General features: G+C 62.6%; 16 protein-coding genes. 8 read left to right on the top strand and 8 right to left on the bottom strand.

All coding sequences use genetic code 11. The features are described 5' to 3' along the window. The first annotated feature begins 13 nt into the window (after nt 1–13). The 6 genes from hisS to ABRP30_RS23180 all read left to right on the top strand — a co-directional run bounded on the left by hisS (nt 14) and on the right by ABRP30_RS23180 (nt 6,756). The gene (hisS, locus tag ABRP30_RS23205) at nt 14–1,303 is read left to right on the top strand and encodes a histidine--tRNA ligase (protein ID WP_241804188.1); all 1,290 of its coding nucleotides are present in this window, start codon (nt 14–16) and stop codon (nt 1,301–1,303) included. 39 nt (nt 1,304–1,342) lie between these two features. Further along, entirely contained in the window at nt 1,343–1,984 is a 642-nt protein-coding gene (locus tag ABRP30_RS23200; RefSeq protein WP_349974816.1) for a tetratricopeptide repeat protein, read from the top strand. A gap of 1 nt (nt 1,985) precedes the next feature. Then, nucleotides 1,986–3,128, top strand: a complete 1,143-nt coding sequence (gene bamB, locus ABRP30_RS23195; RefSeq protein WP_241804190.1) for an outer membrane protein assembly factor BamB — start codon at nt 1,986–1,988, stop codon at nt 3,126–3,128. 117 nt (nt 3,129–3,245) lie between these two features. Then, nucleotides 3,246–4,709, top strand: coding sequence for a ribosome biogenesis GTPase Der (gene der / locus ABRP30_RS23190; protein ID WP_241804191.1), 1,464 nt, complete (start codon nt 3,246–3,248; stop codon nt 4,707–4,709). A 119-nt stretch (nt 4,710–4,828) separates the two neighbouring features. Continuing rightward, nucleotides 4,829–5,977 carry a pyridoxal phosphate-dependent aminotransferase gene (locus tag ABRP30_RS23185; RefSeq protein ID WP_349974815.1) on the top strand — a complete coding sequence of 383 codons (1,149 nt, stop codon included), beginning with the start codon at nt 4,829–4,831 and terminating at the stop codon, nt 5,975–5,977. Then, a complete protein-coding gene (locus ABRP30_RS23180; protein ID WP_267818572.1) occupies nt 5,965–6,756 on the top strand; it encodes an amidohydrolase in 792 nt (263 codons plus the stop codon). The genes ABRP30_RS23185 and ABRP30_RS23180 overlap by 13 nt, the downstream gene beginning before the upstream one ends. Before the next feature lie 172 nt (nt 6,757–6,928). Here ABRP30_RS23180 and ABRP30_RS23175 read toward each other — a convergent pair whose 3' ends face one another. Then, nucleotides 6,929–9,484, bottom strand: coding sequence for a sulfite reductase flavoprotein subunit alpha (locus ABRP30_RS23175; protein ID WP_349974814.1), 2,556 nt, complete (start codon nt 9,482–9,484; stop codon nt 6,929–6,931). A 102-nt stretch (nt 9,485–9,586) separates the two neighbouring features. Continuing rightward, nucleotides 9,587–11,869, bottom strand: a complete 2,283-nt coding sequence (locus ABRP30_RS23170) for a TonB-dependent siderophore receptor (RefSeq protein ID WP_349974813.1) — start codon at nt 11,867–11,869, stop codon at nt 9,587–9,589. A gap of 220 nt (nt 11,870–12,089) precedes the next feature. Here ABRP30_RS23170 and ABRP30_RS23165 point away from each other — a divergent pair, with 220 nt between their 5' ends. Continuing rightward, nucleotides 12,090–12,770 carry a Fe2+-dependent dioxygenase gene (locus ABRP30_RS23165; protein WP_241804196.1) on the top strand — a complete coding sequence of 227 codons (681 nt, stop codon included), beginning with the start codon at nt 12,090–12,092 and terminating at the stop codon, nt 12,768–12,770. Nucleotides 12,771–12,773: 3 nt separating this feature from the next. Then, nucleotides 12,774–13,523, top strand: a complete 750-nt coding sequence (locus tag ABRP30_RS23160; RefSeq protein WP_267818566.1) for a tetratricopeptide repeat protein — start codon at nt 12,774–12,776, stop codon at nt 13,521–13,523. 292 nt (nt 13,524–13,815) lie between these two features. Here the strand turns inward: ABRP30_RS23160 and ABRP30_RS23155 are convergent, their stop codons facing one another. The 6 genes from ABRP30_RS23155 to ABRP30_RS23130 all read right to left on the bottom strand — a co-directional run bounded on the left by ABRP30_RS23155 (nt 13,816) and on the right by ABRP30_RS23130 (nt 19,164). Beyond that, a complete protein-coding gene (locus ABRP30_RS23155) occupies nt 13,816–14,979 on the bottom strand; it encodes a type III PLP-dependent enzyme (protein ID WP_012316125.1) in 1,164 nt (387 codons plus the stop codon). 156 nt (nt 14,980–15,135) lie between these two features. Beyond that, nucleotides 15,136–15,459: a hypothetical protein gene (locus ABRP30_RS23150; RefSeq protein ID WP_349974812.1), complete on the bottom strand. Its 324-nt coding sequence runs from the start codon at nt 15,457–15,459 to the stop codon at nt 15,136–15,138. A gap of 262 nt (nt 15,460–15,721) precedes the next feature. Beyond that, nucleotides 15,722–16,879: an ABC transporter ATP-binding protein gene (locus tag ABRP30_RS23145; RefSeq protein WP_349974811.1), complete on the bottom strand. Its 1,158-nt coding sequence runs from the start codon at nt 16,877–16,879 to the stop codon at nt 15,722–15,724. Beyond that, entirely contained in the window at nt 16,876–17,529 is a 654-nt protein-coding gene (locus ABRP30_RS23140; protein WP_012316120.1) for an ABC transporter permease, read from the bottom strand. Before ABRP30_RS23140 ends, ABRP30_RS23145 begins: the two co-directional genes overlap by 4 nt. Then, nucleotides 17,526–18,437, bottom strand: coding sequence for a glycine betaine ABC transporter substrate-binding protein (locus ABRP30_RS23135; RefSeq protein WP_349974810.1), 912 nt, complete (start codon nt 18,435–18,437; stop codon nt 17,526–17,528). The genes ABRP30_RS23140 and ABRP30_RS23135 overlap by 4 nt, the downstream gene beginning before the upstream one ends. Before the next feature lie 13 nt (nt 18,438–18,450). After that, nucleotides 18,451–19,164: an ABC transporter permease gene (locus ABRP30_RS23130; RefSeq protein WP_241804200.1), complete on the bottom strand. Its 714-nt coding sequence runs from the start codon at nt 19,162–19,164 to the stop codon at nt 18,451–18,453. Nucleotides 19,165–19,304 lie beyond the last annotated feature (140 nt).

The following is a 19,304-nucleotide window of genomic DNA, read 5'->3' as shown; positions in this document are numbered from 1 at the left end:
GTAAGGACTTTTCGTGAGCAAATCGCTGCAAGCCATCCGTGGCATGAACGACATCCTGCCAGAGCAGTCGCCGCTGTGGCGCTACTTCGAAGGCACCGTCGCCGGGCTGCTGGACACCTATGGGTACAGCCAGATCCGCACGCCGATCGTCGAGTTCACCGAGCTGTTCAAGCGCTCCATCGGTGAAGTCACCGACATCGTCGAAAAAGAGATGTACACCTTCGAGGACCGCAACGGCGATTCGCTGACCCTGCGCCCTGAAGGCACGGCTGCCTGCGTACGTGCCGTGCTCGAGCACGGCATCACCGGCAACGGCCAGGTGCAGAAACTGTGGTACATCGGCCAGATGTTCCGCCACGAGCGCCCGCAGAAGGGCCGCTACCGCCAGTTCCACCAGATTGGCGTCGAGGTCTTCAACCTGGACGGCCCGGACATCGATGCCGAGCTGATCATGCTGACCTGGCGTTTGTGGGGCCTGCTGGGCATCCAGGATGCGGTCAAGCTCGAGCTGAACAGCCTGGGCACCAGCGAGGCCCGCGCCCGCTACCGTGACGCGCTGGTCGAGTTCCTCTCGGCGCGCCTGGAGCAACTCGACGAAGACAGCCAGCGCCGCCTCAAGAGCAATCCGCTGCGCATCCTCGACAGCAAAAACCCTGATACTCAGGCGGTGCTGGTCGGCGCGCCGAAGCTGGAAGACTACCTCGACGAAGACTCCCGGGTGCACTTCGAGGGCCTCAAAGCCCGTCTGGATGCTGCCGGTATTCCGTTCGTGATCAACACCAAGCTGGTGCGTGGCCTGGACTACTACAGCAAGACCGTGTTCGAGTGGGTCACCGACAAGCTTGGCGCCCAGGGCACTGTCTGCGCAGGCGGCCGCTACGATGGCCTGGTAGAGCAGATGGGTGGGAAGCCGACCACCGGCGTTGGTTTCGCCATGGGTATCGAGCGCCTGATCCTGCTGCTGGAGACCCTGGGCAAGGTCCCGGAATCCATCAACCGCCAGATCGATGTGTACCTGTGCGCCTTTGGCGAACAGGCGGAGCTGGCTGGCCTGCGCTTGTCCGAAAGCCTGCGCGACCGTCTGCCGGGCCTGCGCCTGGCGGTCAATGCCGGTGGCGGCAGCTTCAAGAGCCAGTTCAAGAAAGCCGACAAGAGCGGCGCGTTGTTCGCCCTGATCCTGGGTGACGACGAGTTGGCCAAGCAAGAGATTGGTCTCAAGCCCCTGCGTGGTCAGGGCGAACAACAGAACATTGCCTGGGATGCTCTGGCTGAGCACCTGGAAACCGCGATCGCTCAGGCGTAACGCGGTTCAACAAGCGAATAGGCGAAAAGGAGTATTGGGGTGTCGAGTACCGATGATGATGACCTGGCAGGGGTCAAGGACTGGTGGAACCGTAACGGCAAGCCACTGCTGACCGGTGCGCTGCTGGCGGGCGTGGTGGTTTTGGGTTGGAACACTTGGCACAAGTACCAGGACAACCAGTCGCAAGGCGCATCACAGCTGTATCAGGCCCTGCTTGAAACCAGCCTGACGCCGAGCGGGCAGCCGGACGCGGCCAAGGTCGCTGAGTTGGCCGGCAAGCTCAAGAGCGAGTTTGGTGGTACCGCCTACGCCCAGTACGGCAGCCTGTTCGTGGCCAAGGTCGCGGTCGAGAGCGGCAAGCTCGACGACGCCGCTGCCGAGCTGAAGAATGTGCTCGACAAGCCTGCTGACGACACCCTGGGCGAAATTTCGCGCCAGCGCCTGGCACGCGTGCTCGCCGCTCAGAACAAGGCTGAAGATGCGCTCAAGCTGCTCGACGGTGACGCCGACAAAGCGTTTCTGGCCAGCCGTGAAGAATTGAAGGGCGACCTGCTGGTGCAGTTGGGTCGTGCCGACGATGCTCACAGCGCTTATGAAAAAGCCAAGGCCGCGCTGTCCGATGAGGCGGCGGTCGGTGGCTTGCAACTGAAGCTGGATGACTTGGCCAAAGGGGACGCGTGACGTGATCGGTTGGAAACAAGCAGCAGTGCTGACCCTGGCCGTACTGGCCGCAGGGTGCAGCAGCAACAGCAAGAAGGAACTGCCTCCGGCCGAGCTGACCAAGTTCACCGAAGAAGTGGTACTGAAAAAACAGTGGAGCCGTTCGATCGGTGACGGCCAGGGCGAGACTTACAATACCCTGGTACCCGCCATCGAGAACGACCGCATCTACGCCAGCGACGTCAATGGCGAAGTCTTCGCCCTCGACCGCATCACTGGCGACGTCGTGTGGAAGAAGGACCTGGAGCTGCCGGTTTCCGGCGCCGTCGGTGTTGGCTATGGCCTGGTCATGCTCGGCACGCTCAAGGGTGAAGTGATTGCCCTGGACTCCAGCACCGGTGAAGAGCGCTGGCGCTCCCGCGTCACCAGCGAAGTGCTGGCGCCGCCTGCCAACAACGGTGACGTTGTGGTGGTGCAGACCCAGGACGACCGCCTGATCGGACTCGATGCCGCTACCGGCGACCGCCGCTGGATCTACGAGAGCACTCCGGCTGTCCTGACCCTGCGGGGCACCGGTGCGCCGATTGTCACCAACCGCCTGGCCGTCGCCGGCCTTTCCACCGGTAAGGTGGTGGCGGTCGACATCAACAATGGCGTGCCAGTGTGGGAGAGCCGTGTGGCCATCCCGCAGGGCCGTTCCGAGCTGGACCGTGTGGTCGACATCGACGGCGGCCTGCTGCTGTCCGGTGGCACGCTGTACGTCAGCACCTACCAGGGCCGCGTAGCGGGCCTGGACCTGGAGAGCGGCCGTGTGCTGTGGCAGCGTGATGCGTCGAGCTACGTGGGTGTCGCCCAAGGTTTCGGCAACGTCTATGTCAGCGAGGCCTCAGGCAGTGTCGAAGGTGTCGACGAGCGCTCTTCCAGCGCCCTGTGGACCAACGACTCGATGGCCCGCCGTCAATTGTCGGCGCCGGAAGTGTTCTCCAGTTACGTGGCTGTAGGTGACTTCGAAGGTTACCTGCACCTGCTCAGCCAGGTCGACGGCCGTTTCGTCGGCCGTGAGCGTATCGACAGCGATGGCCTGCGCGCCCGGCCCCTGGTGGTCGGCGACACCATCTATGTCTTTGGCAACAGCGGCAAGCTCGAGGCACTGACCATCCGCTGAAGCTATGCTCAAGACCACGACAGGTCTTGAGTTGCGGCGTAGGACACGCCGCCCGAACTCCGGCCGCTGCCTTGCAGCGGCCTTTGCATTTTCAAGAATTCAAGAGTGGAGAGCCGCATGGTTCCCGTAATCGCCCTGGTGGGACGGCCGAACGTCGGCAAATCCACCATGTTCAACCGCCTGACCAAAACCCGCGATGCCATCGTGGGTGACCTGTCGGGTCTGACCCGTGACCGCCAGTATGGTGATGCCAGCTGGCAGGGTCGCTCCTTCATCCTGATCGACACCGGTGGTATCACCGGTGACGAAGTGGGCATGGACGAGAAGATGGCCGAGCAGTCGTTGATGGCTATCGAAGAAGCCGACTACGTGCTGTTCCTGGTCGACGCCCGCGCCGGCATGACTGCCGCCGACCAGATGATCGCCGAGCACCTGCGCAAGCGGAACAAGTCGGCCATTCTGGTGGCCAACAAGATCGACAACATCGACGCCGACGTCGCCCGCGCCGAGTTTTCGCCGCTGGGTATGGGTAATGCCATTCCGGTGGCAGGCTCCCAGGGCCGTGGCATCAATCAGTTGATGGAGTCGGTGCTGGGTCACATTCCTCGCGATGCCGAGGAAGAAGCCCTCGACCAGGAGGTTGCCGAAGGCGAGGAAGCGGTACGCATCCCCGGCCCGAGCGAAAAGGATGGCATCAAGATCGCCATCATCGGCCGCCCCAACGTGGGCAAGTCGACCCTGGTCAACCGCATGCTCGGCGAAGAGCGCGTGGTGGTCTACGACCAGCCGGGTACCACCCGTGACAGTATCTACATCCCGTTCGAGCGCGATAACGAGAAGTACACCTTCATCGACACCGCGGGTGTGCGCAAGCGCGGCAAGATTCACGAGGAAGTCGAAAAGTTCTCGGTGGTGAAGACGCTGCAGGCGATCAAGGACGCCAACGTGGTGATCTTCGTCATGGACGCTCGCGAGGGCGTGGTCGACCACGACCTCAACCTGCTGGGCTTCGCCCTGGAAGCGGGCCGCGCCATCGTCATCGCCCTGAACAAGTGGGACGGCATGGAGCCGGGTGAGCGCGACTACGTCAAGACCGAACTGGAGCGCCGGCTGTTCTTCGTCGACTTTGCCGACATCCACTTCATCTCGGCGCTGCACGGCACCGGCGTGGGTCACCTGTACAAGTCGGTGCAGGCCGCGTTCAAATCGGCGGTCACCCGCTGGCCAACCAGCCGTCTGACGCAGATCCTCGAAGACGCCGTCAGTGAGCACCAGCCTCCGCTGGTCAATGGCCGCCGCATCAAGCTGCGCTATGCCCACCTCGGGGGTGCCAACCCGCCGCTGATCGTGATCCACGGCAACCAGACCGAGAAGATCCCCAAGTCCTACTCGCGTTACCTGGAAAACACCTACCGCCGCGTGCTCAAACTGGTCGGTACGCCGATCCGTATCGAGTACAAGGGCGGTGAGAACCCGTACGAGGGCAAGAAGAACACCCTCACCGACCGCCAGGTCAACAAGAAGCGCCGCTTGATGTCGCACCACAAGAAGGCCGAGAAGAAGCGCCGCGACAAGCGCTGACAAGCGGCAGACTTCAAGTCGCAAGCCACAAGAATGAGCGGACGCTGATACATGTCGCTTTTTCTTGTGGCTTGGAGCTTGTAGCTTATAGCTCTCCGTCCCGCAGGAAAGAGGGCTCCATGATCCGCAGCAAATTGCCGAACGTCGGCACGACCATCTTCACCACCATGTCCCAGCTCGCTGTGCAGACGGGCGCGCTCAACCTGTCCCAGGGCTTCCCTGACTTCAATGGCCCGCAGGCCCTGCTCGATGCAGTGGGCCGGCATGTGGCTGCCGGGCACAACCAGTATTCGCCAATGACCGGCCTGCCGGCCTTGCGCCAGCAAGTGGCTGCCAAGGTGGCGCGGCTGTACGGCGCACAGGTGGATGCCGACCAGGAAGTGACCATCACCCCCGGTGCCACCGAGGCGATTTTCTGTGCCATCCAGGCAGTGGTGCATGCGGGTGACGAGGTGATTGTCTTCGACCCGTGTTACGACAGCTATGAGCCTTCGGTGGAGCTGGCCGGTGGTCGCTGCGTGCATGTGCAACTGAGCGACGGCGACTTCCGTATCGACTGGCAGAAGTTCAGCGATGCCCTGAGCCCGCGCACCCGCATGGTCATCCTCAATTCGCCGCACAACCCCAGTGGCGCGCTGATCACCCGCGAAGACCTTGAGCAGTTGGCAACGCTGGTTGCCGACCGTGATATCTACCTGATCAGCGACGAAGTCTACGAGCACCTGGTTTACGACGGCGTCCGCCACGCCAGCGTGCTGGCCCACGAACAGCTGTATCAACGTGCCTTTGTGGTCAGCTCGTTCGGCAAGACTTACCACGTCACTGGCTGGAAGACCGGCTACGTGATCGCGCCTGCGGCGTTGAGTGCAGAGCTGCGCAAGGTGCACCAGTACGTCAACTTCTGTGGCGTGACGCCGCTGCAGTGCGCTCTGGCCGACTACATGGCCGAGCACCCCGAGCATATCGACGCGCTGCCGGCCTTCTACCAGGGCAAGCGTGACGTGTTCTGCGGTTTGCTGGAGGGTTCGCGTTTCAACTTTACCCGCACGGCGGGCACTTATTTCCAGCTGGTGGACTATTCGCAGATCCGGCCCGACCTGAACGACGTCGAAATGGCCCTTTGGCTCACCCGTGAACACGGCGTTGCGACCATTCCGGTGTCGGTGTTCTACCAGCGACCCATCCCCGAGCAACGCCTGATACGCCTGTGCTTTGCCAAACGTGAGGAGACGCTGCGTCAGGCAGCGGAAAAACTATGCGCGATCTGAGTGCACTGCCCAACCTGAAAATCGCCTTGGTGCAAACGGCCCTGGCCTGGCACGACCGCGAGGCCAATTACGCTCATTTCGAGGTTTTGCTCGACCAGGCTGGAGACGCCGACCTGGTGATCCTCCCCGAGATGTTCACCACGGGTTTTTCCATGGAATCGGAAAGCCTGGCCGAGCCTGAGAACGGCCCGACGTACAAATGGCTCAAGGCGCAGGCCAAGCGCATCAACGCTGTGGTTACCGGCAGCGTGATCATCCAGGCCGCCGATGGCAGCCACCGCAACCGCTTGCTGTGGGCGCGGCCGGACGGCGAGATCCTGTTCTACGACAAGCGCCACCTGTTCCGCATGGCCGGTGAACACAAGCATTACACCCCGGGTGAGCGTCAGGTGCAGTTCGAGATCAAGGGCTGGCGGGTACGCCCGCTGATCTGCTACGACCTGCGGTTCCCGGTGTGGAGCCGCGATGCCCAGGATACCGACCTGCTGTTGTACACCGCGAACTGGCCGGCAGCACGCCGCCAGCACTGGAACCGGCTGCTGCCGGCGCGGGGTATCGAAAACCTGTGCTTTGTGGCCGCGGTGAACCGGGTGGGCACCGATGGCAAGGGTTTCGCGTATTCAGGCGACAGCCAGGTGCTGGATTTTCAGGGTGAAAGCCTGCTCAGCGCGGGTGAGGCTGATGGCGTGTTCACGGTGGTGCTGCGGGCAGCGGAGCTCGCCAACTACCGCACCCGCTTCCCGGCCAACCTGGATGCCGATACCTTCGAGCTGCACTGAGTCTGCACCGGCCAATCGCCGGCAAGCCGGCTCCCACCGGTGCGGCGCAGGCTCAAGATAGCGGACTGCCCCAAGACATTGGATTGCTGTCCAACTTCTTGGGGGCAGTCCACATTAGAGTGGGAGCCGGCTTGCCGGCGATGGTGCCGGTGCTGGCTGCATCAACCCCTGATCAGTAAACATCCCGCCGATAACGCCCATCTTCGATCAACTGCTCGACAACCGCTTCGCCGAGCATGCCTTTGAGCGCCGCATCGACACCGGCCGCCATCCCTTGCAGGCTGCCGCAGACATACACATAAGCCCCATCGGCAACCCAGCGCTTGAACGCTTCGGCCTGCTGCAGCAATACATCCTGCACATACACCTTCTCGGCCTGATCGCGCGAGAACGCCAGGTCCAGCCGCGCCAGGTCGCCGTTAGCCAGCCAGCCTTGCAGCTCATCGCCACACAGCAGGTCATGCGCGCGGTTACGCTCGCCGAACAACAGCCAGTTGCGCTGCTCGCCGGCATTGACCCGCGCCCGCAGCAGGCTGCGCAGGCCCGCAATGCCAGTGCCGTTGCCGATCAGGATCATCGGCGCGGCGCTTTCGGGCAAATGGAAACCACTGTTGCGGCGCAGGCGCAGGCCAAGGGTGCCAGCGACTGGCAGGTATTCGGTCAGCCAGCCAGAGCCCAGGCCAAGGGTGCCATCGGGGTGACGTTCCTGGCGTACGATCAGTTCCAGCACACCATCGCTGGCGATCGAGGCGATGGAATATTCGCGGCTGCCGATCGGTACCAGCGCATCGATCAGGGCTTGTGGCTGCAAGCCGATCAGGTGCTCCCGCTGGGTGGGTAGCTGGCGGCCTGCCAGGGCCTGGGCGAGGGTCTCGTTCAGGCCGTGAAGCTGCACCGTAGCGTTGGCGTCGACGGCCAGGCCGCTGAGGAATGCATCCACGCGTGGCTGGCCATTGAGCGGCAGAATTTCAACCAGGTCACCGGCCTCCCAGCTGGCGGGCGCTTCGCAGCGCAGACCGATCAGGTAGACCGCTTGCCCTTGGCTGCCAGGGTTGAGCCGTTCGCGGCTGACCAAGGTCCAGTTGCCGAAACTTGGCGGTTGCCAGGCAGCGACGGGCTGGGCGCCAGTCAGCTGTGCCAGCTCCTGTTGCCATTGCTGCAGGGCCGCCTGGTCGGCGTTGTCCACCTCCACCGGGCTGAACGCCGTGCTGGCACCGCGCTCGCCGAGCCATGCCTGTAAGCGCCGGGCAAAGCCGCAGAAGTGCGGGTACTGGCGATCACCGAGCGCCAGCACGGCATAGCTGAGGCCGCTCAGCGCCCAAGGCTGGCCCAGCACCTTGCGCTCGAAGGCTCGGGCGCTGTCAGGCGCCTCGCCGTCACCGAACGTACTGACGACGAACAGCGCGCGGCGCGTCTGGCGCAGGTCCTCTTCGCCCAGATCGGCAAGCGCACGTACTTGCACCGGCAACCCTGCCGCCTGCAGCTGGCCGGCGCTCTGCCAGGCCAATTGCTCGGCGAAACCGCTCTGGCTGGCAAAGCCGATCAACCAGCTGTCGCCGGTGCCGGCAGTGCTGTCGACGCTGCCACGGGCCGCGCGGACCTGGCGTTTTTTGCGGCGGCGATCGAGGTACAGCAGCCAACCGGTGACGAAGAACAGCGGCATGGTCAGGCTGGCGAGGGTGACGATGATCCGCCCCGGCAGGCCGAAGTATTCACCCACGTGCAAGGCATAGACACTTTGCAACAGCTGGGCCTTGAAGGATTTTTCGCTGTAGCGGTCGTGGCTTTTCACCTGGCCGGTGGCCGGGTCCAGGGTCAGGGTATCGAAGGCGCGTGGGTGCGCAGCGCTGTCGAGCAGGTAGAACAGGCTGGCGGGCTGGCCCCCAGCAGGCGGCAGACGCAGGTTGTACATGGCAAGGCGTGGGCCGGCAGCGTTTTTCAGGCTGGCCCAGATGGCGTCGTAGTCGACCACCAGCGGCGGCGCGTTCTTGTCCACCTTCTGCGGCCCATGGCGGCCACGGCCTTCGCCGCGCTTGTGCTGCGGCCCTGCGGCAGGGGCGTCGGCCAGCAGCCTGTTCAGGCCTTCGCGGTACCATTCGTAGGACCAGAACAGCCCGGTCAGCGCGAACAGAAGGTAGAACAGCAGGCACCAGGTGCCTGCAACGGCGTGCAGGTCCCAATTGAAGGCGCGGCCTTTTTTGGCCCAGTCCAAGGTCAGCCAGGTGCGCCAGTTCAGGGCTTTGCGCGGCCAGCGCAGGTACAGGCCGGAGAGGCAGAAAAACACCAGCATCAGGGTGCAGGCCCCCGTGATTTGCCGGCCCGTGTCACCCATGGCAAGGAACCGGTGCAGGGTGAGCATCAGTTTGAAGAAGTCTTGCCCTGCGGCCTGGCCCTTGAGCTCACCGGTATAGGGGTCGGCGTAGCGCAGCTCACCGCGGCGCTCGCCCGGTGGTGGTGTGAAGAACACCCGTGCGGCGTTGCCTTCGCGCACATCGACCCACAGCATCGACACTTTGTCGCCTTGAGCGGCCTCGACCCGGCGCACCAGCTCAGCCGGAGGCAGCACACCCCCGGCGCGGACCTCGACGTTCAAGACATCGGCGTTGAAGGCACGCAGGAGTTCTTCCTGGAACGAATAGAGCGCCCCGGTAATGCCCATCAAGGCCAGCACCAGGCCGGCGGTGATGCCAAAGAACCAGTGCAATTGGAACAGTGTCTTCTTCACCACATCGATCACCTTGTATTGCTGCCGCGCCTGGCGCGGCGTGCATTATGCCTTGATACGCAAAAGCCCCGCTCACAGGAATGAACGGGGCTCCGGGCTGTTGCTTCAGAAGTGGACGCTGGTGGTCAGCAATGCGGTCCGGCCCGCCGCCTGGTTGGCGAAGTGGGTGGAAAACGCCTTGTCGTAGTACACCTCATTGGTGAGGTTCTGCACGTTCAGTTGCAGGTCGATGTTCTTGGTCAGCTTGTAGGCGGCCATGGCGTCGTAACGTACATAGCTGTCGACCATGGTGGTGTTGGCCACGTTGCCGTAGACGTCATCCACATAGAACGCGCCGCCGCCGACCGTCAGTTTCGGGGTGATCGAGTACGTGGTCCACAGGCTGGCGCTGTTGTTCGGCGTGTTGGGCAACTGGTTGCCGTCGTTGGCCTTGCCCAGCGGGCCGCCGTCGACCTGGCGGGCCTGCAGGTAGGTGTAGCCGGCGAACACTTGCCACTTGTCGGTAAGCTTGCCGCTGGCCGACAGTTCGATGCCCTGCACACGGGTTTCGCCGACGTTTTCGTAGGTGGTGGTGTCCACCTGCACACGGGCGTTTTCCTTTTCGGTGCGGAACAACGCGGCGGCCAGGGACAGGCGCTCGTCGAGCAGATCCCACTTGGTGCCGATTTCGTAGTTGGTGGTTTCTTCCGGCTCCATGTCGCTGGCCAGGATGTTGCCACCACGGTCGGTGGTGCCCGACAGCGGGTTGCCTTCGGTTCCCTCGCCGAGCATCGCCCCGGGCGGGGTGGCGGAAGTGGCATAGGAAACGTAGATGCTGCCGTTCTCAGCCGGTTTCCAGACCAGGCCCAGCTGGCCGGTGAAGAACTCGCTGGTGTCGCGGCCTTTGGTCTGAACGCCGTTCTTGTTCACCACTGTCGCGCCCGAGGCATCGTACGTGCGGAACTTCGTGTCAAAGTGGTCGTAACGCAGGCCCATGTTCAACAACCACTCAGGCGTCAGCTCCAGCGTGTCGAAGGCGTAGATTGCACGGGTCTTGCTGCTGGTTTTGGTGCCGGCGTAGTTGCGCGAGATAGTGCCATCCCAGACATCGTCGGGGTTCGGGTCGCTCAGCGATGTACAGCTGCCACCATTGCTCGGGCCGGTGCAGGTGAGCTTGCTGTTTGGCGACACTGTGTAGCTCTGGCGGTCCGAGTCCTCCTTGCTGAACTCGACCCCTGTGGAGAAGCTGTTCTTGAAACCGCCCACGAAGAACTCACCGAACAGGTCGGTCTGGTTGGTGGTGGTGGCCGTGTTGCCCACACGGGTGTTGGCACGCCGCCATACGCCGTTGTTGTTGACGTTGCCAATGCTGTCGTCTGGCTGGGTCAGGATATAGTCCTGCATGCTGTTGCCATGACGCAGGGTGTTCTTGATGGTCAACGATTCGCTCAGGTCGTGTTCCACGGCGATAGTGGCGATGTCCACACGGGTCTTGCGGAAGTCGCGACCGGTCAGGCCATAGAAGTTGTCGCTGTCGCCGCCGTCGATCGGCTTGCTCGGGTGCGCCGAGGTACGTGCGCCGCTGCCTCCGGTCGGGATGCTGTACGGGATGCCCGAATCCGGCAGGTCGTCGCTTTCCAGGTGGTAATAGTCGAGGTTGACGCGGGTTGGCGTGCCCAGGCCGAAGGCCAGGGAGGGGGCGATACCCCAGCGGTCATAGTTGACCTTGTCACGGCCGGCGACGTTGCTCTCGTGGGTCATCAGGTTGAGCCGGCCGGCAGCGGTGTCGCTGAACTGGTAGTTGCCGTCGAAGGTGTAGCGTTGGGTCTGGTCGCTGCCCCAGGTCCAGGCACCGTCCAGGGAGTTGCCCAGGTGTGCACGCTTGCTCACCAGGTTGATGGTGCCGCCTGCCGCGCCGCGGCCACCGATGGCCGAGTTGGGGCCTTTGGCCACTTCCACCGATTCGATGGCGAAGATTTCACGGGTTTGCGCGCCGGTATCGCGGACACCGTCCAGGTAGGTGTCACCCTGGGCGTCGAAACCACGAATGAACGGGCGGTCGCCTTGCGGGTTGCCGCCTTCGCCTGCACCAAAGGTGATGCCCGGTACAGTGCGCAGGGCATCCTGCAGGCTCAGGGCGTTGGTGTCCTTGATGACTTGCTGGGGGATGACGGTAACCGAGCGCGGGGTGTCCACCAACGGTGCGGTGTACTTCTGCGAGGAGGCCTTCTCGACCTTGTAATCGGTGCTGGCCTGTTCGGCCTTGCCGTTGACGCTGGTAGCATCGAGGGTAATGGCGCTGCTGGTAGCGGGATCGGCGGCGTAGGCGGACGAAGCGCTCAGGGCGACGCCGATGGCGGACACGATCAGGCGTGGCGAACTCACTGCAGATGGCACGTATTGACGCATTGTTATGGACCTTCCCCAAGGTGTGAAGGCCGCGGATCATAATGCAAGTGATTGTAGGTCACAATTGAGAGTCGTTACCATTCACTGCGAATTTACAATCTTTACAAATTTTCTTTACGGTTCAAGGAAGCTGAAACGTCTCGGGTGCAGAAAGGGCTTGTGCGGCGTAAAAGTGAATCAATATCATTGACTTCTTTACACTCTTTACGGTGCTGCCGCCATGCTGCTTCATATTCCCGGCCTGTTCGACGCCGACGAGCTTGCCCGCATTCGCGCGGCACTGGAGCAGGCTGATTGGGCCGATGGCAAGGTCACGGCCGGCTATCAGTCGGCCAAGGCCAAGCACAACTTGCAGTTGCCAGAAGGCCACGCGCTGGCGAAGGAAATCGGTAGCGCGCTGATCGACCGCCTGTGGAAAACGCCGCGGTTCATGTCGGCGGCGCTGCCGCACAAAGTCTTCCCGCCACTGATCAACTGCTACCGTGAGGGTGGCAACTTCGGCTTCCACATCGACAATGCCCTGCGCCAGCCCAAAGGCAGCCCGGAGCGGGTGCGCACTGACCTTTCCTCTACGCTTTTTCTCAGCGATCCGGACAGCTACGACGGTGGCGAGTTGGTGATCCAACACACCTATGGCGAGCAACAGGTCAAGCTGGCGGCCGGTGACCTGGTGCTGTACCCGGGCACGAGCCTGCACAAGGTCAACCCGGTGACGCGCGGCGTGCGTTATGCGGCGTTCTTCTGGACCCAGAGCCTGGTGCGGGAGGACAGCCAGCGTGCGTTGCTGTTCGAGATGGACAATGCCATCCAGCAACTCACTGCCGATGTGCCGGAGCACCCCTCGTTGCTGCAATTGACTGGCACCTACCATAACCTGCTGCGCCGCTGGGCAGAGGTCTGAGCCGTGTCCTATCCGTTGCGCCGTGAAGAAGTGGTGGATGTCGCCGGCCTGAAGGCCATGCTCGAAGATAGCCCGGGCAAAGCCGCCCAGGCCATTCTCGCGGCGGCAGGGCAGGGCGTGATCGAGGCGCAGTTGCTGCTCGGGCAGATCCTGCTCGACGGCCGCGGCATCGAAGCGGATGCCGGAGTGGCCCGGCGCTGGTTCGGTATTGCCGCCCAGGGTGGCAGTGCCATGGCGCACAATATGCTCGGGCGGTGCCTGGAGCATGGTTGGGGTGGCGAGGTGAATGTGGCACAGGCTGCGGTTCACTATGCCCGCGCGGCCGATGCCGGGCTGGACTGGGGGTTGTATAACCTGGGCAACCTGCTGGCTACCGGGCGTGGGGTGCCGGCCAATCAGGCGCAGGCATTGATGTGCTACCAGAAGGCTGCGCAGCTGGGGCATGCCAAGTCGATGAACCTGTATGGGCGTTACCTGGAGCAGGGTATCGCTACGGCGCCAAGTCCGGTGCGGGCGGTGCGCTGGTATCGGCGATCGGCCGAGGCGGGGGATTTTCGTGGGATGTTCAGTTTGGCGATGGTGCTGGCCGAGCGTGGCCAGATGGCCGAAGTGGGGCCGTGGCTGGAGCGGGCGCGGGTCGAGGGCAACCTGAATTTTTTGCGCAGTGCGTTGGTGACCTTGCAGGGGGCTGGGCCAGGGTTGATGGCCTTTGCGGCGCGGTATGCCGCTGAGATAGAACAGCGCCAGGTGTGATGGTGTCGGCACTGGCCCCATCGCCGGCAAGCCGGCTCCCACATGGATTTGCGCCGGCCCTTAGAAATTGCTTCCACATGGATTTGCGCTGGTCTTTAGAAATTGCTTCCACATGGATTTGCGCTGGTCTTTAGAAATTGCTTCCACATGGATTTGCGCCGGCCATTAGGAATTGCTTCCACAGACAAAGCGCAGGCCTGAAGAACTGCGCGGTCGGGGTGGGAGCCGGCTTGCCGGCGATAGGGCCAAGCCAGGCACCAATGAAAACGGGGCCTTTCGGCCCCGTTCTGCATTATAGGTAGTAGGCCTTCAGCGGCGGGAAGCCGTTGAATTCCACTGCGCTGTAGCTGGTGGTGTAGGCACCGGTCGATAGCCAGTAGAGGCGGTCACCGATCGCCAGGTTCAGCGGCAGGCCGTACTTGTAGTGCTCGTACATGATGTCGGCGCTGTCACAGGTCGGGCCGGCGATGACCACTTCTTCCATCTCGCCTTTCTTTTCGGTCCAGATCGGGAACTTGATGGACTCGTCCATGGTTTCGATCAGGCCGGAGAATTTGCCCACATCGGTGTACACCCAGCGCTCGACAGCGGTACGCGATTTGCGCGCAACCAGCACGACTTCGCTGACCAGGATACCGGCGTTGGCGATCAGCGAGCGGCCTGGCTCAAGGATGATTTCCGGCAGGTCGTCACCGAAGTCTTCCTTCAGGAAGCGGATGATCTCTTCAGCGTAGGTTTCCAGGCTGTTGGTGCGGGTGATGTAGTTGGCCGGGAAGCCGCCACCCATGTTGATCAGCTTCAGCTCGATGCCGTCTTCTTCCTTCAGGCGCTCGAAGATCACTTTGACCTTGGCGATCGCGGCGTCCCACACACTGATGTCGCGCTGTTGCGAACCCACGTGGAAGGAAATGCCGTATGGCACCAGGCCCAGGTCGCGGGCCAGGATCAGCAGGTCCATGGCCATGTCGGTCTGGCAGCCGAACTTGCGCGACAGCGGCCAGTCGGCGGTGGTGGAGCCTTCGGTCAGGATGCGTACGTAGACCTTGGAGCCCGGGGCGGCCTTGGCGATGTTGCGCAGGTCGGCTTCTGAATCGGTGGCGTACAGGCGCACACCTTTTTCAAAGAAGTAACGGATGTCCTTGGACTTCTTGATGGTGTTGCCGTAGCTGATGCGGTCGGCGCTGACGCCACGGCCCATGACCTTGTCCAGCTCATAGATCGAGGCGATGTCGAAGCTCGAGCCTTTCTCTTTGAGCAGGTCGATGATCTCGACCGCCGGGTTGGCCTTGACCGCGTAGTAGACCTTGGCGAACTCGAAACCGGCGCGCAGGTCGTCGTAGGCCTGGCTGATCATCTGGGTATCGATGAGTACGAACGGGGTTTCCTGCTTGTCGGCGAACGCCTTCATTTTCTGGAAGGTGTCACGCGCGAAATAGTCTTCGACCTGGATCGACATGCTCAGGGACTCCATGGGCAAACTGAAAAGATAAGTGGCTGCAAACTGAACGTCCTCCGTATCCCCACTTTGGTTCGCCTACTCAGTACTTGAGCCGGATGGATCGTTTCCAGCATGGACGTTCGGCGCGCACTTTAGGGCGTGAAGAACCCAAGATCAACAGGCAATCAGGGCGTGTCGGCCCACGATCGACGCGCTGCCACTTGAATAACCGACTTGTGTGACCAGCAGATGTTCCCTGAACCCTGGCAGGCGTAAAAAATTGTGGAATAGACCGTCTTTGGCCCATTTCGGGCAAGCCCGTTTCCATAGGCTTGGCGGGCTTTCTGCAAAGTGGCCTGGCCTGCAAAAAAAAGCGAAGGTGTTCATATTAATGGCCACGGTCATGGCTACTGCAGTGCCTGAAATTCCCCATAAATTTTTTGTTACCGACTGGCGGATTTCCTGCGTTTTATGAGGAGCACTGCTAATTTTCGCCATTGACTACGGACCGACGATGGTCAACCTGAGATTGGCGGCGGGGGTGAAGCACTTCTTTGACGAGCCTTTGGGCAGGCCGGTTTAGGGTTCCGATATCCCCATCGCCCCAATCGCCGGCAAGCCGGCTCACACATGGATTGCGCCGGCTTTTAGAAAATGGGCAAGACGGTTGCTTGCACAGGTAAAGCACAGCCCTGAAGAATTGCGCGGTCAGGGTGGGAGCCGGCTTGCCGGCGATTGGGGCGCGAAGCGCCCCCGTTGATCAGGAAACCGCCGCCTCGGCCGGTGACACGATGCTGGTCTTGGCCCCGCGCGATCTCCCCGAGCTCAGGTAAGCCGCGATCGACTCCTGCGTCACCTCGCCCAGGAACACCTGCTCGGCATCCAGCACCGGCAACCACGCGCGGTTGAACTCGTACATCCGCGACAGCAGGATGCGCAGGTGCTCATCGTGCGAAGCCGTTGCATTGAACTGACGCAGGAAGTCGGCACAGGTACCTTGCTGGCGGTGCATGTCGCGCCGGCGTACATACCCCAGCGCCTTGTTCTGCGCATCGGTGACCACCACATAGCGGCGATCGTGCTCGTCCAGCAGCTCCAGCGCATCGCCCACCGGCGTTTGTGGACTTACCGAAGGGGCGTTGTCCGCCGCATCTTCGGCGCGCACCAGCAACAGGCGTTTCAAGGTGCTGTCCTGGCCCACGAAGTTGCTGACGAAGTCATCGACCGGGTGGGCCAGCAAGGTGTCCGGGTGGTCCAGCTGCAGCAACTTGCCGGCGCGGAAGATGGCAATCTTGTCGGCCAGCTTGATCGCTTCGTCGATGTCGTGGCTGACCATGATCACGGTCTTGTTCAGCGCCCGCTGCATCTCGAAGAACTCGTTCTGGATCATTTCGCGGTTGATCGGGTCGACGGCGCCGAACGGCTCGTCCATCAACAGCACCGGCGCGTCTGCGGCCAGCGCACGGATCACCCCGATGCGCTGTTGCTGGCCACCGGACAGTTCACGCGGGTAGCGTTGCAGATACTGCTTGGGCTCGAGCTTGATCATGTGCATCAGCTCGCGGGCGCGGTCGTGGCACTTTTGCTTGTCCCAGCCGAGCAGGCGCGGGACCACAGTGATGTTTTCCTCGATGGTCATGTTGGGGAACAGGCCGATCTGCTGGATCACATAGCCGATGTGGCGGCGCAAGGTCACTTCGTCCAGGCCGCTGGTGTCTTCGCCATTGATGAACACCTGCCCGGAGGTTGGCGTGATCAGGCGGTTGATCATCTTCAGCGTGGTGCTCTTGCCACAGCCCGAGGGGCCGAGGAACACGCAGATTTCGCCTTCGTTGACGGTCAGGCTGACCGCCTCGACGGCTTTGACGTCCTTGCCGTTGACGTTGAAGGTTTTGCTGAGGTTCTTGAGTTCGATCATGAGCGCAGTCCTTCTGGAGTCAGGGCACGTTGCAGGGTTTGCAGGAGCAGGTCGGCGATGATTGCCAGCAGGCTGACCAGTACGGCGCCAACCAGCAGCATCGACATGTCGCTACGGCTGATGGAGGTGAGGATGAGCACGCCCAGGCCACCGGCACCGATGGTCGCGGCGATGGTCATCACGCCGATGTTCATCACCACGGCAGTGCGCACGCCGGCGAGGATGACGGGCACGGCAATCGGTAGCTCGACCATGCGCAGGCGCTGGCCGAAGGTCATGCCGATACCGCGTGCGGCTTCACGGATGCCGGGCTCGACGTTGGTCAGGGCCAGATAGGTGTTGCGCAGGATGGGCAGCAGTGAATAAAGGAACACCGCGGTGATCGCAGGCAATGGCCCCAGGCCCTGGCCGAACTTGGAGTAGAACGGCAGCAGCAGGCCGAACAGGGCAATCGACGGGATGGTCAGCAGCACTGTGGCGCTGGCCTGCAGTGGGCCGGCCACCACCGGGAAGCGGGTCATCAGGATGCCCAGCGGCACGCCGACCAGGATTGCCAGGCCAACGGCAATGCCGACCAGCATGATGTGCTGCCAGGTCAGTTGCAGCACCAGGGCCCAGTCGAGGTGGGCGAACGTATCGAGCAGGCTCATGGCTGCACCTCCTTGAGTGGGTGCTCACGCAGGAATGCTGCCGCCACGGCAGTCGGGCTCTGGTGTTCGACGTCGACCTTGGCATTGAGCTGGCGCATGGTCTGGTCATCGAGCTGCTCGGCCAGGGGCTTGAGCAGGGCGACCAGTTGCGGGTTGGCGTCGAGCACGGCCTTGCGCACCACCGGGGCAGCGGTGTAGTCGGGGAAGTAGTGCTTGTCGTCTTCCAGCAGCTTGAGGTTGAACGCACTCAGGCGGCCGTCCGTGGTGTAGACCAGGCCTGCGAACACCTGGTTGTTGTGCATGGCGGTATAGACCAGGCCGGCGTCCATCTGCCTGATGTTGGCACGGCCGACTTGCAGGTCGTACATCTCCTTCAGGCCGACCAGGCCGTCGGGGCGGTTGGCGAACTCGGTGTCCAGGGCGATCAGGTGGTTGCGCTCGCGTTCGTCGCGCAGCACCTGATTGAGGTCACTGATCGTGTTGATCTGTGGGTAGGCCTCGGCGACCTTTTCAGGCAGGCCCAGGGCGTAGGTGTTGCTGAACTTGGTCGGGGTCAGCCAGATCAGGTCTTTCTTGGCGTCCAGCGCTTTGACCTTGGCGTAGGTGGCTTCGGCACTGGGCATGCGCTCCTCGATGTGGTTGTAGGACACCAGCGACACGCCGGTGTACTCCCACATCAAGTCCAGCTGGCCAGTCTCCTGGGCCTGGCGCGCGAGGCTGCTGCCAAGGCCACCGGTGACGCGCACATCGAAGCCATTGGCGCGCAGGTATTGGGCGGTGATTTCGGCGAGTACGGTCTGTTCGGTGAACACCCGTGCGCCGATGCGCACCACGGGTTTTTCCGCCGCCTGGGCAAAGCCTGCGAACAGCAGGGCCGCGCCCAGCAGCAAGGCGATTCTCTTCTTCATACGTTCCCTCTTTTTATTGGGCCAGGCCACGTTCCAGCCAGCGCTTGCTGGAGAAACTCACCGCGGCATCCAGCGCCAGGGCCAGCAACGCCGTGCAGGCCGCGCCAAGCAGCAGCTGTGGCTGGTTGTTCAGGGCAATGCCGGGGAAGATCAGGCTGCCGAGGCTGTTGGCACCGATCAGGAACGCCAGAGGCGCAGTGCCCACGTTCAGCGCCAGAGCCACACGCACTCCGCCGACGATGATCGGTACCGCATTGGGCAGTTCCACTTGCCAGAGTCGCTGGCGCGGGGTCATGCCGATGCCGGTGGCGGCTTCCTTGAGCGAGGCGGGGACGTTTTTCAGGCCTTCGTAGGTGTTGCGTACGATTGGCAGGAGGGAGGCGAGGAACAGCGCGAAGATCGCGGGCCCGGCGCCGATGCCCAGGACACTGAGCGCGATGGCCAGAACGGCCAGAGGGGGAATGGTGTTGCCAACGTTGAAGAACTGCATGAAGCGCTCGGCTTTGTCGACCCGGTGCGGTCGACTCAAGGCAATGCCGGCGGGGATGCCCACGGCCAACGCCGCCGCCATCGAAGCCAGCACCAATACCAGGTGCGCTTGCAGGTAGAACCCAAGATCATCGCGATAACGCGCGATCGTGTCGATGCCGATCCAGTGGATCAGCAGGGCCAGGATGACGAGCACGGCGGCCCATCCCAACAGCCCTTTTCCGTAGCGTGTAGCCACAGGTGGACTCCTTGTGTTGTCGGCGAGCACACTCTTTTTATGGCCGGCCATGGCTGGCGGCGAGTGGTGTGTTCGCGATTAGCAGCGTGACGCTTGCGCAAGGCAGCAATCAGACCATGAGCCGAACCCCGTCGGGCCCG

Source organism: Pseudomonas sp. WHRI 8519 (assembly GCF_040224055.2).
Lineage (GTDB): Bacteria > Pseudomonadota > Gammaproteobacteria > Pseudomonadales > Pseudomonadaceae > Aquipseudomonas > Aquipseudomonas putida_X.
Note: the sequence above shows the minus strand (reverse complement) of the source record. Positions and strands in the feature narration are given on the sequence as shown.

Coding starts and splice junctions, on each gene's coding strand:
- ABRP30_RS23150 (WP_349974812.1), bottom strand. CDS start 15,459: ATGGCGAAAATTAGCAGTGCTCCTCATAAAACGCAGGAAATCCGCCAG.
- ABRP30_RS23140 (WP_012316120.1), bottom strand. CDS start 17,529: ATGAGCCTGCTCGATACGTTCGCCCACCTCGACTGGGCCCTGGTGCTG.
- ABRP30_RS23155 (WP_012316125.1), bottom strand. CDS start 14,979: ATGTCGATCCAGGTCGAAGACTATTTCGCGCGTGACACCTTCCAGAAA.
- der (WP_241804191.1), top strand. CDS start 3,246: ATGGTTCCCGTAATCGCCCTGGTGGGACGGCCGAACGTCGGCAAATCC.
- ABRP30_RS23185 (WP_349974815.1), top strand. CDS start 4,829: ATGATCCGCAGCAAATTGCCGAACGTCGGCACGACCATCTTCACCACC.
- ABRP30_RS23170 (WP_349974813.1), bottom strand. CDS start 11,869: ATGCGTCAATACGTGCCATCTGCAGTGAGTTCGCCACGCCTGATCGTG.
- ABRP30_RS23180 (WP_267818572.1), top strand. CDS start 5,965: ATGCGCGATCTGAGTGCACTGCCCAACCTGAAAATCGCCTTGGTGCAA.
- ABRP30_RS23165 (WP_241804196.1), top strand. CDS start 12,090: ATGCTGCTTCATATTCCCGGCCTGTTCGACGCCGACGAGCTTGCCCGC.
- ABRP30_RS23145 (WP_349974811.1), bottom strand. CDS start 16,879: ATGATCGAACTCAAGAACCTCAGCAAAACCTTCAACGTCAACGGCAAG.
- ABRP30_RS23135 (WP_349974810.1), bottom strand. CDS start 18,437: ATGAAGAAGAGAATCGCCTTGCTGCTGGGCGCGGCCCTGCTGTTCGCA.